The sequence below is a fragment of the Martinezella lusitana genome (genome assembly GCF_900094565.1).
In the GTDB taxonomy this organism is placed as follows: Bacteria; Pseudomonadota; Alphaproteobacteria; order Rhizobiales; family Rhizobiaceae; genus Rhizobium; species Rhizobium lusitanum.
On sequence record NZ_FMAF01000041.1, the window covers coordinates 13,963 to 28,503 of the forward strand.

The following is a 14,541-nucleotide window of genomic DNA, read 5'->3' on the forward strand; positions in this document are numbered from 1 at the left end:
CACAAATCCAATGGATGTTCACCACCGAAAAAGCCCGTGAAAAACTCCACAAGGCCTATCCAGTCAAAGAGTCATAATCTCTGCGGAGGGGTACTTGAAGAAGCACGACCCGGTTGATCCGTCTCTGGCCGCGTCCGTCGAGGCCCTTTGCCGCGATGCACATAAGGATCACGACTGGAGGGCCGGCCGGGGTCCTCGCAGGCTCAGCAACCGAAAACTCGAGAACATCGAGCGGTGGCTGGAGTTGCCAATGCGCACCCCGCCATCCATTCCCCTCGAAGACGTCGATTGGGAAGTCGGTCCATGGCTGTCATCCTGGGAGATCTCGCTGCCGCCCGATCGGCCGCGTTATTTTCACCATGACAACTTATGCGGCAGAACCTGGCTGCTTTCGGGAGAGGAGCCATTAGGCGACATGGACGATGATGACGAGTTTCCAGCTTATGAAGAGCACGACAATACGGCGGAAATCGCCAAAAATCTGGTCGCCTGCTGGCCCAATCCGCCGAAAGAGATTGCGGCTACGGTCGGCGTTACCCTGCGACAACTCCAATGGTTTCTCTCGGAACGCTCCTCCCTGGACAGAACGGCCCGCTACGACCTTTCACGCCTGTTGGGCGTCGCGTATGACGAGCGGATGGGCGGCTACACTCCTTCGGGACCTTACGTCCTGATCGCCAGAAAAGCACAGGCGCTCGACGCGATCTATCAGGAGATTTCCGGCGCTGGTGATGCTTGTCCTTGTGAACTCGTTCCCGCGCAGGGAGAGGCAGATCCGAGCTGGCGATACGTCTTGATCAATGCATATGGAACGCCGCCGACCGTTGTCATGGCGCGCCGTGGCGAGGCAATCGCGGAGCGCCTTCCCGACCTGATCATGAACTACGAGGGCATTCGGCCGGTCTCCCCTACTTTTTACCGGGATGTGGTCACCACCTGCGCCCGCGCCTGCCAAACCCCTCAAGCGAATGTCCGGGAGATGACAGAATTCGCGAAACGGTATGAACGGCACTGGATTGATTGCGCGTGGCTACCGGATTGAATTTTCTGGTAGCACGTGAGCTCTGATGTTTGAGCGCGTTCGAACATACCAGCCTGGTTTCTTTGCACCCCTCCTTCCATAGGGAAAATGGAAGGTGCCGCTTTAACTCATCGTTTTCCGCGACCGTACAGCTCGATGTCAGCGACGGCGTCAGTCTTCCTTGCCTGGATGTTATCGCCATTTCCGTCAGCAAGGCGCTTTTGTGGCATACGGTCGAGGCCCGGTCTGGCAATCGAATCTACGACCTGGCCTGCCTTGGAGAAGAGGCAGCCCGGCTAGCGGCTGATCTCTACAGCTTCTTGAACCATCACCTCTTCGAATTGATCGGCTCAGACGTCGGTCATTTGAGCGAGGTGGACACGAGACTACAGTCTGTTGTCGAGGGTAGCCCGCAGGCAATATTTAGCGCAAGCCGACCTTTCCCATGCGATTTGGGGCGTTAGAGTCAATCACTCTTCTGAAACGGCCGTCTCCTCCTAAATAACGAGGTCTAATGAAAGATCCCAACGGGGCCCGTGGATCGACTTCTCCGCCCGCGTCGGTTTCTGGTTCGGCTCCCAGCGGCAGCCATTGTGCGCTCCTTCCAGACAGGAGGAGCTCGCCGGTAAATTCTTCAGGAGGCGGATGCGATCTTCACGTTTCCGCCATGTCCGCCTCCCCCAAAGACCCGGTGTTCGCCGAATGCGGAGCGGATCTGCCCATGAGGGCCGGGCAGGCCTATTTCGGGGAAGAGCAACTCGCAAACCCGGTAGGCTTCTTCCAGGTGCGGATAGCCGGAGGCGATGACGGTATCGATCCCGAGCTCCTGATATTCCCGGAGACGTTCCGCGATGGTCTTCGGAGATCCGACCAGTGCGGTCCCCGCACCCGTGCGGACGAGACCAATCCCCGCCCAGAGATTGGGAGAGACTTCGAGCTTTTCGCGGCGTCCCTGATGCAGGGCGACCATGCGCGCCTGGCCGACCGAATCCGAGCTCTTCGCGAACACTTCCTGCGCTGCGGCAATCGTTTCGTCGGAAAGCTTGGAAATCAGCCGGTCGGCCGCGGCCCAGGCCTCTTCATCGGTCTCGCGAACGATGAAGTGAAGACGGATGCCGAAGCTGACGTGCTTGCCCTTCGCCGCGGCGGCCTGGCGGACCTTGGCAATCTTCTCTGCCACTTGCGCCGGCGGTTCGCCCCAGGTCAGGTACTTGTCGGTGATACCGCCGGAAAACGCAATTGCAGCGTCGGACGATCCGCCGAAATAGAGCGGAGGGCGCGGTTCCTGTATAGGCGGCAGGCCAAGTCTCGCATCGATGGCCTTGATATACTTGCCGTCGAGGTTGGCCTTTCCGGTCTCGACCAGCGAGTTGAACACCTGGAAGAACTCGCCCGCATGATCGTAGCGTTCGTCATGCGGCAGGAAAATGCCGTCACCGGCGAGCTCCTGGGCACTGCCGCCGACCACGATGTTAATCAGCAGGCGGCCATTGGAAACGCGGTCGAGCGTCGCGGCAAGGCGCGCATAATAAGCCGGCGATGCCGTACCCGGCCGAATGGCCACCAGAAATTTCAGTCGCTCGGTATGGGCGGCGAGATCGGCGGCCAGAATGAAGGATTCTTCGCACGCCGCCCCCGTTGGGATAAGCACGCCGGAATATCCCAGCCGGTCGGCAGCCTTCGCGATTTCGCGGAAATAGGCGGGATCCGCCGGGCGGCTGAGATCGTCCGACCCCAGATACGCACCGTCACCGGACGAAGGGATGAACCAAAGAAAGTCGAGAGGCCTATCGATTACCGTCATTCCCATTCCTGTCAAAAGCGGCAGAACCGTTACAGATTTTCTCGATATTATTAAATTCTATAGTTTTCATAAGCAATTTTCTTCCAACTATCGTGCGGCTTTCGAAAAGATCGGTTCTCTTGCGGCGGTCTTAGTGACCGAAGTGATCAGTAAGTGTCTGTCTGATACGGTTCGCACCGAACACGGCGTGTTCGGTGACCTGGGGCAGACCCATCAGTTCACCAGAGGTTCCTCGGCCAAGGGGCCGGCAATGAGCACATTAGACACGGCTTCACTCCCTCGAGAGATCGAATGTGCTTTACCATTGCAGGCGATACCGAGCCACGTCGGGCAGGGCTGCAGGAGGCCGGCGACGCTAAGGTCGCGTAAAAAGTCCTGGCTCTCGAGAATAGCGCCATGCCCCGGCCCTGTTGTCACGACGATGGCCTCGACCATGATTTCCCGACTATCTCGCCTGTGCCGTTGTCGTAGGCTCACCTTGAAGCTGGAGCCGGTTCTCTCAACCGCCGCTACTGAAGCGGCGAGGATCTCAAGTTTGCCGCTGGAGAGCTCATCATTGATGACATCCTCCACCTGCGGCGGATGCGGAAGCGGTGGACGTCCCAGAACGGCCTGACATGGCGGGCGATCGGCCGGCGTTCGGCCATCGGCAAAGCGGCCCACACTTCTTGTCCCTGCAAGCGAACAGCATCGAGCACACAGTGCCAGGACAGTCCCTTGGCCTCAGCCTTCCTGTCCGCTGTGCGCACGTGCCGCAAGAGGCGGCTCGCCGTCATTGCGGGTTCCGTCACGAGATCGCCCAGCGCCTCCTGTCCGGCCGGCTGTGCCCGCGCGAACGAAGACCGCGCCGAGAGATGGATGATGTGGCCATAACGTCCGCGACGCTTCAGCGATGCCACGACGTCTGCCCGGTCCGTCCGTTCCCGATAATCAGCACATGGTCGGTCGCCGCGATGGGGCCAGCGCACCAGCGACCGTGACATCCATGACGAGTTTGCCGTCTCCGCGCAACGGCACGAGGACGTGGGCAAAGCCGGCGGCGGATGGCTGACGGCAAGGACCAGGAAATCGGCTCGAATCTCGGATCAGTCGGCAGCCTGCAAGCGATATTCCTGACCGTCTCGGCCAACTGTCTGGATTGTGGCTCGGCAGTGCACGATCCGACCCTCTGCGATCAAGGGGCGCAGTCGGGCAGCCACATAGTCACCGAAAACGGAACGCCAGGGATAAGGCAGGCCATCTCGACCGATCAGTCTTTCGTCGGCAACCTCGGTCGAACACTCTGCGAGCAGTTCAGGAAATCGTCGGGTCGCTCCGGAAAGAGTGTCATCTTACCTGCGGAGACGTTTATCCGGTGCGCAGGGTCGTTTGTACCATAGGCCAGACCCGTCACCGATATCAGAGCGCCAAGGCGATCTCATTCGGATCTCCACAGAATTCGATAGGTAATCTGAAAATCAGAGGGCGCCATGCCGCGGGGGCAGGATGCCATTCAGATAGAAGTTTCCGATATGGTGATATTTCCAGCGCACCGGATCATGCAGGGAATGCGTGCGGGCATTACGCCAAAAGCGGTCGAGCCCATAGCCTTCGAGCGTCGAGCGCGCACCACCGAACTCGATAAGCTTGGTGGCGGCAAGCTGTGCCACTTCCGTCCCGAGCGCCTTAACCTCCGCGACAGCAACGGATGCCTGCGCTACGCTCGCCGCCGTCGGTTCTGCGATGGCGCGGTCGATGATCCGCCCCGCCCTTTTGAGCAGCGCGTCGGCCGCATGCACTCTGATCGCGACGTCGCCGACGCCATGTATGGTGTGCGGATCCTCATAACCGTGCTCGATCGTCAGTTCAAAAAATGGCCGTGCATGGGCACGAACGTAGGAAATCGTCTCCGCGAGCGCCCCGCGCGCGATGCCGACTTGCACAGCAGCATGGATTATCTGCGCAAAAGGACCCATCGGCGTCGGCTGTTCGAAGCTTCCATCATGGTCAACGATCTGAAACGGCGCCACCTCGACGTCGTCGAAGGTGACGGTCCCGCTCCCTGTCGAACGCTGCCCGAAGGACGACCAGTCGTCGACGAAGCCGAGCCCCGGAGCAGCCCGGTCCATGAAGACCAAATGGACGCGGCCATTCGGTCCCTTCGCCACAGCGACGACGATATGGGCGAACAGTGAGCCGGTCGCGTAAAACTTCTGGCCGTTCAGATAGAGTTTTCCGTCGCGCTCGGCGAAATGCGTCTTAAAGTCGACCGGCGTCTTCGTGCCGATCTCTGTGAAGGCGTTGCCAAGACGGTCACCCTGCAGCACGCCCCGGAAATAGTGCTGCTTCTGCTCCTCGCTGCCGGTCAGTCGCAGCGCCTCTACCATGTAGAAATGATTTTGCGGGATCTGCCCGATTGAAGAGTCCGCAGCCGAGATGATGGCGGTGACCTCGGCCAGCGTCACCGCAGAGACGCCGGCGCCGCCATATTCCTTCGGGATGGTGATTGCCCAGAGACCGCTTTGCGAGAAGCGGTCGATCTCCGCAAGCGGAAGGCGTCGTTCGCGGTCGCGCTGAGCGGCACCGACCGCGAATTCAAGCGCAAGGTCCGTCGCGATCTGGATGGCCTCCGCATCATCGCGGATGACATGGGCCAGGCCCCCGCGCGCGGCTATGCGCGGCGCGGGACGGCCGGCGGTGAGCGCTGCATCCCGGTGCAGCTTGCGATCATTTGTGCTCATCTTGGGGTCAGTTCCAGGCGTGGCGCGGCGGGTGGACGCGGTTCAGATAATAATTGCCGACATGGTAGAACTTCCAGCGCACTGGATCATGCAGCGTATGGACGCGGGCATTGCGCCAGTGGCGGTCAAGTCCGTGCTCGGCGAGGGTCGAGCGGGTTCCTGCAAGTTCGAACAGCTTGTTCGTTGACAGGATCGCAATCTCCGTCGTCAGAACCTTGGACTCGCCTGTCTTGATCGTTGCTTCCGAGACCGTCTCCAGCGTCGGATTGGCGCGCGCCACATCGATGGCGTGCCCGGCGATCTCTAGCAGCGCTTCGGCCGCATGCAGCTTGATCTTCAGGTCGCCGATCTGGGCAATGGTGAAGAGGTCTTCGCCGGCGGTCGCCTTGCCGCTGTCGATCCAAGGCCGGCTATACTTGCTGACGAACTCGATCGTATCGTCGATCGTGCCCCGGGCGATGCCGACATCGATCGCCGACTGGATGATCTGCGAGACAGGGCCGCCGACTGTCGGATGGTCGAAAGAGGTGACCTTCAGCGCCCGAGCCTTAGGCACGCGCACGTTTTCGATCTTAACCGAACCCGACGCGGTGGTGCGCTGACCGAAGCTCGACCAGTTGTTGGTGACGGTGAGACCGGGGGCGTCGCGGTCGGCAAAGACGAGATAGCCCTGGCCAGTCTCGTCGACGCCGACGATCGGCACGATATGGGCAAGGAGCGCGCCAGTCGTGTAGAATTTCTCTCCGTTGACGACCACGTCGTCGCCATCATGAACGACCTTGGTCTCGAAATCGGCGACGGTCTTGCTCTTCAGTTCGGAGAAGGCGTTGCCGTAACGGATCCCTTCGAGCGCCCAGCCGAAGAACAGTTTCTTCTGCCCTTCCGTGCCGTCGAGATCGACGGTCGCGACGATCGCCAGATGGTTCTGAGTGATCTGCGCGATGGCCGGATCGGCCGCAGCGATGATGGCGATCACCTTTGCGAGCGTGGCATAGGAGACTTCCGGACCGCCATAAGCTTTCGGCACGTTGATGCTCCAGAGACCGCTTTGCGAATACGCGTCGAGCTCGGCGATCGGAAGCAGTCCCTCCCGGTCACGCAGCGCCGCCCCGACCTTGAAGCTCGCGGCCAGCTTCTCGGCTATCTGGATAGCCTCCTCTTCGCTCCTGATCACATGCGCCGGCTTGACCGGGCGCGGACGGGGCGACAATGGGTCTGTTGAATTGACGCGCGGATGGACGCTGTGATCAATCTTGGTCTCGGTGATGCTTCCCATAAGGAAAAACCTCGTCGGTTAAGGACCTCAGCTGGCATTGGCCAGCGTAATTGCCTGGTTGCGTTTGAAGGATTCGATGTCGCGGTAACGGTCGGCCGGATGGGCCTTGGGCAAATGGGGTCCCTCGCCGAACAGCTTCTCCCGCAGCGTTCCGGGGCGATAGCCGGTCGGATAGACCCCGCGCTTCTGTAGTTCCGGCACCAGATAGCCGACGATATCCTCAAAGGTCTCGGGAGTTACGGCATAGGCGAGGTTGAAGCCGTCAACGTCGGTCTCCTCAACCCAGGCCTGCAGCTCGTCGGCTATGGTGGAGGGCGATCCCACGACCACCGGTCCCATACCGCCGATACCGCCCCATTCGGCGAGCTCCCTGATCGTCCAGCGCTTATTCGGATCGCCTTCCGAAAGGCTCTCGATCGCCGAGTGGATGGCGTTGGTCTCGACCTTGCGCACGAGGTCGTCCGGTGCGTAGCGCGAAAAGTCGACGCCTGTCCAGCCGGACATGAAAACCAGCGAGCCATCATAGGAAACGTAATCGAGATAGTCGCGGAATTTGGCGCGCGCCTTCTCGTCGGTTTCGTCCACGATGACGGTCATCAGATTGTAGATGCGGAACTTCGACGCATCGCGCCCGACGGTCGCCGCCCGCAGCCGGACATCACGCACATAGTTCTTCAGAATGGTCCTGGTCTGTGCCGCAACGAAGACGCATTCTGCATGCTCCGCCGCGAATTGCTTGCCCGGCCCGGAAGCACCGGCCTGATAGAGCACCGGGGTACGCTGCGGCGACGGCTCGGTCAGGGCGTAGCCCGGCACTTCGAAGAAGCGGCCCTTATGGCCGATCTCGTGCACCTTCGACGGATCGGTAAAGATGCGTTTCTCGCGGTCGCGCAGTACGGCACCTTCTTCCCAGGAACCCTCAAGGAGCTTGTAGATGACCTCGAGATATTCGCTCGCCACTTCGTAGCGGTTATCATGCGCACGCAATCCGCCTTGTCCAATGTTCTTGGCACCGCTCTCCAGATAGGAGGTCACGATATTCCAGCCGACGCGCCCCTTTGTCAGGTGGTCGGCGGTGGCCAGACGCCGTGCGAAGGGATAGGGGTGCTCAAACGAGATCGAGGCGGTGATGCCGATGCCGAGATGTTCGGTGGCTAGCGCAATCGGGACCGCGAGTTGGATCGGATCATTAACCGGAATCTGCGCCGCCTGTTGGATGGCGTGGTAGTTGTTGCCCTTGTAGACGTCGTAGTAGCCGATCACGTCAGCGATGAAGATGCCATCGAAGACCCCCTTTTCGAGCGTCCTCGCAAGACCTTGCCAGTAGTCCAGATCCTTGTATTTCCAGGATCTGTCCCGGGGATGCGCCCAAAGCCCGGGCGACTGGTGACCCACGCAGTTCATGTCGAAGGCGTTGAAATGTATCTGCTTGGTCATTCCTCGATCCCATCCGAATTTCAGGCTTGGCCCCGAAGCATCCAGACACTGCACATATTTAACAGTTATTATATGTTTTTTATAGACTATTTCGTGGAATTTTTTTCTCGGAGTTTGATGGGCAGTGAATGGCTCTCGTCTCGGTTATCGCGCTGATCGGCCTTATTTGACAGCATCCGCTCGTGCGTCGCCACTTCGGCTCTAGCCGCTCGAAGCGTCGCGCCGAAAAGAAATTCTATGTTTTTTGTGTACTTTAAATTCCTGTTGGTTAACGGCAGGAGTTATCTGGCGAATGATCCCCCAAAGGCCGACGCGGGTGCCACACGGAATACCGCTCCGTGGTCATTCCTGCGGCCCGCACCATCGCAACCGAGGATCAATTCATGTCCGACCCCATCATCGACCAAGCATATCGCCGCCGCACGGTCTTGAAGACCATGCTGGCATCAGGAGCGCTTCCTCTTCTCTCATCGGGCGTCTTGTCCTCCGCCCTGGCCGCAGGCAATCGGTTCGCCGGACACACCCTCAATCTCCTGATCATTCAGCCGCATGTCGTCACAGGCAAGAAGATCTCCGAGGATTTCGAGAAGCTTACGGGTGCGAGGGTCAACGTAACCGCCGTTCCCTACGACCAGGTCAGCGTCAAGGCGACCCTCGACTTTCAATCTGGAGCCGGTGAATTCGACGTCATCGACTATTTCTATACCTACAAGGGCCAGTTGGCCGAGGACGGCGTGATCGAGGACGTCACTGACTTGATCGAGAAAGACAAGGCGGAAATCCAACCCGACGACTTCATCCAGACGATCTATGACCAGTACACGCTGCATGAAGGCCGTCGCTATGGCCTGCCTTATGACGGCGACAGCCACCTTCTGTTCTACAACAAGGAACTCTTCGATCGTTATGGCCTCAAGCCAGCAACGACCTGGGACGAATACAATGAAAACGCCAAGATCATCACCGACGCGGAATCCAAGAACGGTATCTACGGTGCTGCAGTCCTGGGCGCGAAGATCCCGGTGATCATCCTGTCGACCTATGCCAACCGCCTCACCGGCTTTGGCGGCAACTTCCTGAAAGCAGACGGCACCTCGGCCCTCGACAGCGCCGAAGCCGTGGAGGCGCTGAAGTCGCTCCTCGCATCCGCACCGCATGCATTGCCGACGCCGCTCGAGACGCGCTTCGAGGAAGGTCTACCCGCCTTCCTCAGCGGTAAGGCCGCCCAGATCGACTTTTGGACTGACCTCGGCGGCTACGCCCAGGATCCCAAGGGCTCGAAGATCGTCGACAAGTGGGGCGTCACCCGCATTCCAGTCGGTGGCGCCAACAAGACACCGCGTCTTGCCTTCAACGCCGGTTTCGGCTTCGCAATCACCAGCGGGTCGAAGAACAAGGACGTCGCCTGGGAACTGATCAAGCTCGCGACCAGCAAGGGCTACCACGAACAACTGCTCACGCTGACCGGCTCCGGTATCGATCCCGACCGTCACTCCGGCCTTAACTCCGAAAAGTTCAAGGCCTTCCAGCCGCTCGTCCAGCCGCTGCTGGCAGACGGTGCACTTGAAAACAGCCTCGCCTGGCCCACGGCCGTTTATGCCCCGAAGCTGGAAAACGCGCTGACCGATGAACTCTCCCTCGCCCTTGCCGGGACCAAAAGTGCCGAACAGGCGATCGCCGATGCCCATAAGTCCTGGACGAACATCATCGAAGCCAATGGCTGATCATTGAGCCCCGGCCCACCTGCGGACGTCGTACACCAGTCCCAAAGGCGTGGCTCGCGGCCGAGGGGGCACGCCTTTCCAGAGAAGAACGACGAAGACCACAGGCACGATGACATGACTGCGATCGATTTCCCCCCCGCTCGAAGACGCGCCGCCTCAACGACGGCAGATCACGGTATTTCGGCACACCGGGTCATCGGTTGGCTGTGGATCTCTCCGATCTTGCTCGGGCTCGCCTCGACCCTGGTCTATCCCACACTCTTCCTGGTGGCCCTTGCGCTCAGCAAAAGCACGCTCGGGAAACCCTTCCGCAGCTTTGTCGGATTGCGACATGTGCGGGACGTCCTCCAGGATCCGCTGTTTGTGACCTCTCTGACCAAGAGCATCGCCTATGCTTTCATCACGGCGAGTACCCAGCTGGCTATCGGCTTTTTGATCGCCTTGCTCTTCAGCCAGCTCCTGAAGGCCGGACGGTTCCTGGTAAGCCTGATCCTGCTGCCGCTCATGACGCCGCCGGTGATGGTGGGAGTCGCATGGAAGTTGATCCTCGCGCCGGCCGGAGGGCTCCTGAACGGGGTGCTCCTGAACCTTGGCATTGTCGACGCGCCCGTAAGCTTCCTGGGCGATCCTGTCTTTGCCTGGTTCGCGATCGCGGTTGCCGATGTCTGGCAATGGACGCCCTTCGTCGTCATCCTTAGCTTCGCCGCCCTTTCGACCATTCCCGAAGGCGTCCACGAGGCATCGATCATTGATGGAGCATCACCTCTGCAACGCTTCTGGCACATCACGCTTCCGCTCGTGGCGGCGCCGCTCTCCTCAATCTATCTCCTGAAGCTCATTCTCTCCTTCAAGGTCTTCGACCTCGTCTATGTCCTGACGTTCGGCGGTCCGGGCTTTGCCACTACGACGACCGGCTTCTCCATCTATCGCCGCGCATTGGAACAGTTCGATGTCGCCCGCGCCGCCGCCGAGACCCTGATCTATAGTCTGGTAATTGGCGCAGTGCTCTGGCCCGTCATCCGCATTCACCAGCATCTCGAGAGGAAAGACGCATGAAGATCAACCGCTCCGACATTCTGCTCGTTGCCGCGACCGCGCCGATCTTCATCTTCTTCACTCTGCCGATCGCGTATCTCATCTCGGTTTCTTTCAAGACCAAAGACGACGTGCTGAGCGGGCACTTCCTGCCGACAAGCCCGACGCTCGACAATTGGCCGGCCGCCTTCGAGGCTGCCTGTCTTTCAGGATTCATAGCCAACTCCGTTGCCGTATCGCTGCTCGCCGGCGCCCTGACGTTGCTGCTCACCCTCCCCGCCGCCTACGCCGTGCTGCGACTCGGCATCGGTGGCAAGTGGCTCGGTGATCTCACTCTGTCGAGCTACATGGCGCCACCGATCGTGGCTCTGATTCCCCTGTTCTATCTTCTCAAGGCAACCGGGCTCCTCAACACGCATGCCGGACTTGTGATGCTCTACGGCTTTGCCAATATTCCCGTCGCCTTCTGGCTTCTCACGCCTTTTCTCCGGCGCATGCCGCTGGAGATTGAACAGGCGGCAGCAGTCGACGGAGCCGGCCCCTTCCGGATCCTTGTCCATATCGTCGTGCCGATCATTGTGCCAGGCATCGTGGCGACGCTGATCATTGTCTCGGTCCTCGCCTATAACGAGTTCCTCTTTGCCTCCGCCTTCACCTTTTCCGACGAGACGCGCACGCTTCCCGTCGGCATCTCGCTCTTCCAGGGGGATCGGCTGGTCAATTTCGGACAGATGGCGGCTGCTTCTCTCGCGGGCATCGCACCAGTCTATCTGGTGGCACTCTTCCTGCAGCGTTATCTCGTTGCAGGTCTTGCCCATGGCGGCCTCAAATGACGACTGGACACGGTGCAAGCACGAGAATTCCGAGGAGTGGGCGGGATTGTTCCTCCGAGCCGTCACCCTCGCTAGAGAAGCTCGGGCGCATCCATACCCGCCTCAGTCTTATGACAAAGGGAGTGAACTGCTTCGTCGCCAGATCCGAGGCGAGCATCTCGCATGCGTACCGGCGTGTTCTTTTCGCATACCTAAACCGCTTCCCGTGACAGTGATCCGCCCCCCGCGCAAGATCTCTTATTTAGCTTCGAACGAGTTCAGCAATATTGACCTCAAGCCCAACTTGATAGCCGCAAGATAGTTTCATAAGTCGGGGAGACCTGCCCATTTCTCGATTCGATAAGGCAGAAGTTAATATACCCGCCCCCCGCCGGAGGGGGTTTAAGGCGAGCTCCGCCTGCGTTCTGAGCTTCTGACCTGCTGGTGCGATGGGAAGATATTTCTCGTTCATCGACCCTCTACTCGAATTCCGGTTAGTCCTGCACTTCCCGATGCGAATTACAGATTCCTAATGCCATCCAATGATTCCGAGCTCAACAGCTTTCAATGCAGCAGCCATTCTGCTGCTGCAGTTTAGCTTTCGCATGGCATTCCTAAGATGAAAATTTACCGTGTGCTCCGATATGCTCAATGTCTTCCCGATCGCCCACGATGATTTACCTTTCGCAGTCCATGCGAGGCATGCTTTTTCGCGGTTTGAGATGGCTGGATATTCCGTGTTCATGGCCGAGTTTTGCATCGTGCGGTTCCTAGGTGGAGTCTTGAGCCGGCGAGAGGTTCGGAAGGGACAATGCGCTTGTCACCGTGATCGATCCCAAAGCGAGACTCAAGAACCGTGCCAAATCGTCAACTGTGGCGCCAAATGCGCTAGAACCTCAGTGGCGGGGCCGGTAAGTGTCAATAAAAATCGGTTTCGATGGCGAGATGAGCAATCTCTGAACCGACTCACGACAGCGACTGTCGGTTGAACCGGCCGCCTGACCAAAGTACCCCCTTAAAAAGGAGAGCCTTTCGTGTCGAAGGGCCGGATGTCGCAGCGAAAGCGCTGGCGATCTCGCAACAGCCGGCGGCCGTCATCATTCATATCACCGCCGCCAAGCCTGACGGGGCAGCCGCCGGCAACTGTTTAGGCAAGCCGAGGTTGGCATGGAGCGTCTCTTCTCCGCCTTCGGTGCGGATACACGCCCCGCTCCTGCAAAAGCGGCACGACCTTTCCGACGAATTCGTCAAAGCCGCCAGGAGGTAAATGCGGCGCGAAGACGAATCCATGCGCGCCATCGGCTGCTCCGGCTTTTGATAATGCAGATCATATTGGCTTATTCGTCAACGCCTCCGACATATGTTTGGCAGAGGCCGCATTTGGTTCACTTTGCCACGAACCTTGAGGTCTCTCACGCCGTGACGGCGCAAGAGACTTTTGCGGATCGTCAACTCCACGCATGCAGCGGGGGATTTTCGCCATTCAGGAAATATCTTCCAAGAATGGCGTATTTCCAGCGCACGGGGTCATGGAGCGTATGGGTGCGCGCATTGCGCCAATGGCGATCGAGGTTGTGCTCGGCGAGTGTTGAGCGAGTGCCTGCGAGTTCGAACAGCTTGTTGGTCGCAGCAATCGCGATTTCGGTCGATAGGATCTTGGCCTCGGCCGTGACGATCTGCGCTTCGGCGACCGTCTCCGCATTGGGGTTCAGTACGGCGCGGTCGATTGCATAGCCGGCTTTTTCCAAAAGCGCTTGCGCGGCATGCAGGCGCAGCGTCAGGTCGCCGACGGCCTGGATTGTATAGGGATCCTCCCAGGCATGATCCTGGCCGCTATCCACCCATGCCCGGCTCTTGGTGCGCACGAAGGCGACCGTCTCGTCAATGGCGGCCTGTGCGATACCGGTGTCGACGGCAACCTGGATGATCTGGAAGATCGCACCATCTGCGCTCGGCACTTCATAGCCCTTGTATCCAGGCACGAGATGGGTCTTCGGCACCTTGACGTTGTCGAGCAGCACGGTGCCGGACAGCGTCGTGCGCTGCCCGAACGAGGACCAGTCATCGATGACGGTGAGCCCCCGCGCATCCCGCTCGGCAATCGCATACCAGGCCCGCCCTTCGTCATCGAGCGCGACGATCGGCACAAGATGCGCGAGCAGAGCGCCGGAGGAATAGAACTTGCGCCCGTTGACGACAACGTGGTCGCCGGCATCGCTGAAGCGCGTTTCGAAATCGACCGCCCGTTTGGAACCGAATTCCGAAAAAGCGTTGCCGAAACGGGTGCCTTTCAGCACCTCGGCAAACAGGAGTTTCTGCTGGGCGACATCCGATACAGTCCGGATGGCAGCGACGACCCCCAGATGGTTCTGGGCGATCTGACCGATCGATGAATCCGCCGCCGATATGATTTCGATGACCTTTGCAAGCGTGGCGTACGAAACCTCCGGGCCGCCGAAGGCCTTTGGCACATTGATCGACCATAGGCCGCTTTGCGAAAAGGCATCCAACTCGGCGACGGGCCAAATGCGTTCGCGATCGCGCTTGGCGGAGTCCTTCACGAATTCGGCCGCAAGCCGGCGGGCAACAGCGATTGCCTCGGCATCGTCCTTGATGACATGGGCGGGCTCAGCCGGACGAGGAACCGCCGGCACAGCCTTGACGGCATTTTCGGTATTGACCTGTGAGAGCGTCATGATGGATTCTCCTGGT

Annotated in this window: 12 protein-coding genes; 4 read left to right on the forward strand and 8 right to left on the reverse strand. The window is 59.5% G+C overall.

Features of this window, described 5'->3' with window-relative positions; translation table 11 throughout:
• The first annotated feature begins 94 nt into the window (after nucleotides 1–94).
• A complete protein-coding gene (locus tag GA0061101_RS35265) occupies nucleotides 95–1,042 on the forward strand; it encodes a hypothetical protein (RefSeq protein WP_240535456.1) in 948 nt (315 codons plus the stop codon).
• Between the two features lie 613 nt (nucleotides 1,043–1,655).
• Here GA0061101_RS35265 and ssuD read toward each other — a convergent pair.
• The 6 genes from ssuD to GA0061101_RS35305 all read right to left on the reverse strand — a co-directional run bounded on the left by ssuD (nucleotide 1,656) and on the right by GA0061101_RS35305 (nucleotide 8,258).
• Entirely contained in the window at nucleotides 1,656–2,825 is a 1,170-nt protein-coding gene (gene ssuD, locus GA0061101_RS35275) for an FMNH2-dependent alkanesulfonate monooxygenase (protein ID WP_004119972.1), read from the reverse strand.
• 213 nt (nucleotides 2,826–3,038) lie between these two features.
• On the reverse strand, nucleotides 3,039–3,488 hold the full coding sequence (locus GA0061101_RS40595; protein WP_135488289.1) for an FAD/NAD(P)-binding protein: 450 nt from the start codon (nucleotides 3,486–3,488) through the stop codon (nucleotides 3,039–3,041).
• Nucleotides 3,489–4,074: 586 nt separating this feature from the next.
• Complete coding sequence (locus tag GA0061101_RS40990) at nucleotides 4,075–4,218, reverse strand: FAD/NAD(P)-binding protein (RefSeq protein WP_157385366.1); 144 nt, start codon at nucleotides 4,216–4,218, stop codon at nucleotides 4,075–4,077.
• A gap of 64 nt (nucleotides 4,219–4,282) precedes the next feature.
• Nucleotides 4,283–5,545, reverse strand: a complete 1,263-nt coding sequence (locus GA0061101_RS35295) for an SfnB family sulfur acquisition oxidoreductase (protein WP_004119965.1) — start codon at nucleotides 5,543–5,545, stop codon at nucleotides 4,283–4,285.
• A gap of 7 nt (nucleotides 5,546–5,552) precedes the next feature.
• On the reverse strand, nucleotides 5,553–6,821 hold the full coding sequence (locus tag GA0061101_RS35300; RefSeq protein ID WP_004119961.1) for an SfnB family sulfur acquisition oxidoreductase: 1,269 nt from the start codon (nucleotides 6,819–6,821) through the stop codon (nucleotides 5,553–5,555).
• A gap of 27 nt (nucleotides 6,822–6,848) precedes the next feature.
• Nucleotides 6,849–8,258, reverse strand: coding sequence for an LLM class flavin-dependent oxidoreductase (locus tag GA0061101_RS35305; protein ID WP_004119959.1), 1,410 nt, complete (start codon nucleotides 8,256–8,258; stop codon nucleotides 6,849–6,851).
• A 383-nt stretch (nucleotides 8,259–8,641) separates the two neighbouring features.
• Here GA0061101_RS35305 and GA0061101_RS35310 point away from each other — a divergent pair, with 383 nt between their 5' ends.
• The 3 genes from GA0061101_RS35310 to GA0061101_RS35320 all read left to right on the forward strand — a co-directional run bounded on the left by GA0061101_RS35310 (nucleotide 8,642) and on the right by GA0061101_RS35320 (nucleotide 11,850).
• Entirely contained in the window at nucleotides 8,642–9,982 is a 1,341-nt protein-coding gene (locus GA0061101_RS35310) for an ABC transporter substrate-binding protein (protein WP_004119956.1), read from the forward strand.
• Nucleotides 9,983–10,096: 114 nt separating this feature from the next.
• Nucleotides 10,097–11,038, forward strand: a complete 942-nt coding sequence (locus GA0061101_RS35315) for a carbohydrate ABC transporter permease (RefSeq protein WP_015341969.1) — start codon at nucleotides 10,097–10,099, stop codon at nucleotides 11,036–11,038.
• The gene (locus GA0061101_RS35320; protein WP_004119950.1) at nucleotides 11,035–11,850 is read left to right on the forward strand and encodes a carbohydrate ABC transporter permease; all 816 of its coding nucleotides are present in this window, start codon (nucleotides 11,035–11,037) and stop codon (nucleotides 11,848–11,850) included. Before GA0061101_RS35315 ends, GA0061101_RS35320 begins: the two co-directional genes overlap by 4 nt.
• Before the next feature lie 508 nt (nucleotides 11,851–12,358).
• Here the strand turns inward: GA0061101_RS35320 and GA0061101_RS35325 are convergent.
• Together GA0061101_RS35325 and GA0061101_RS35335 are read right to left on the reverse strand one after the other, a co-directional pair.
• Entirely contained in the window at nucleotides 12,359–12,589 is a 231-nt protein-coding gene (locus GA0061101_RS35325) for a response regulator transcription factor (RefSeq protein ID WP_004119948.1), read from the reverse strand.
• Between the two features lie 688 nt (nucleotides 12,590–13,277).
• Nucleotides 13,278–14,525: an SfnB family sulfur acquisition oxidoreductase gene (locus GA0061101_RS35335; protein WP_004119945.1), complete on the reverse strand. Its 1,248-nt coding sequence runs from the start codon at nucleotides 14,523–14,525 to the stop codon at nucleotides 13,278–13,280.
• Nucleotides 14,526–14,541: the final 16 nt, after the last annotated feature.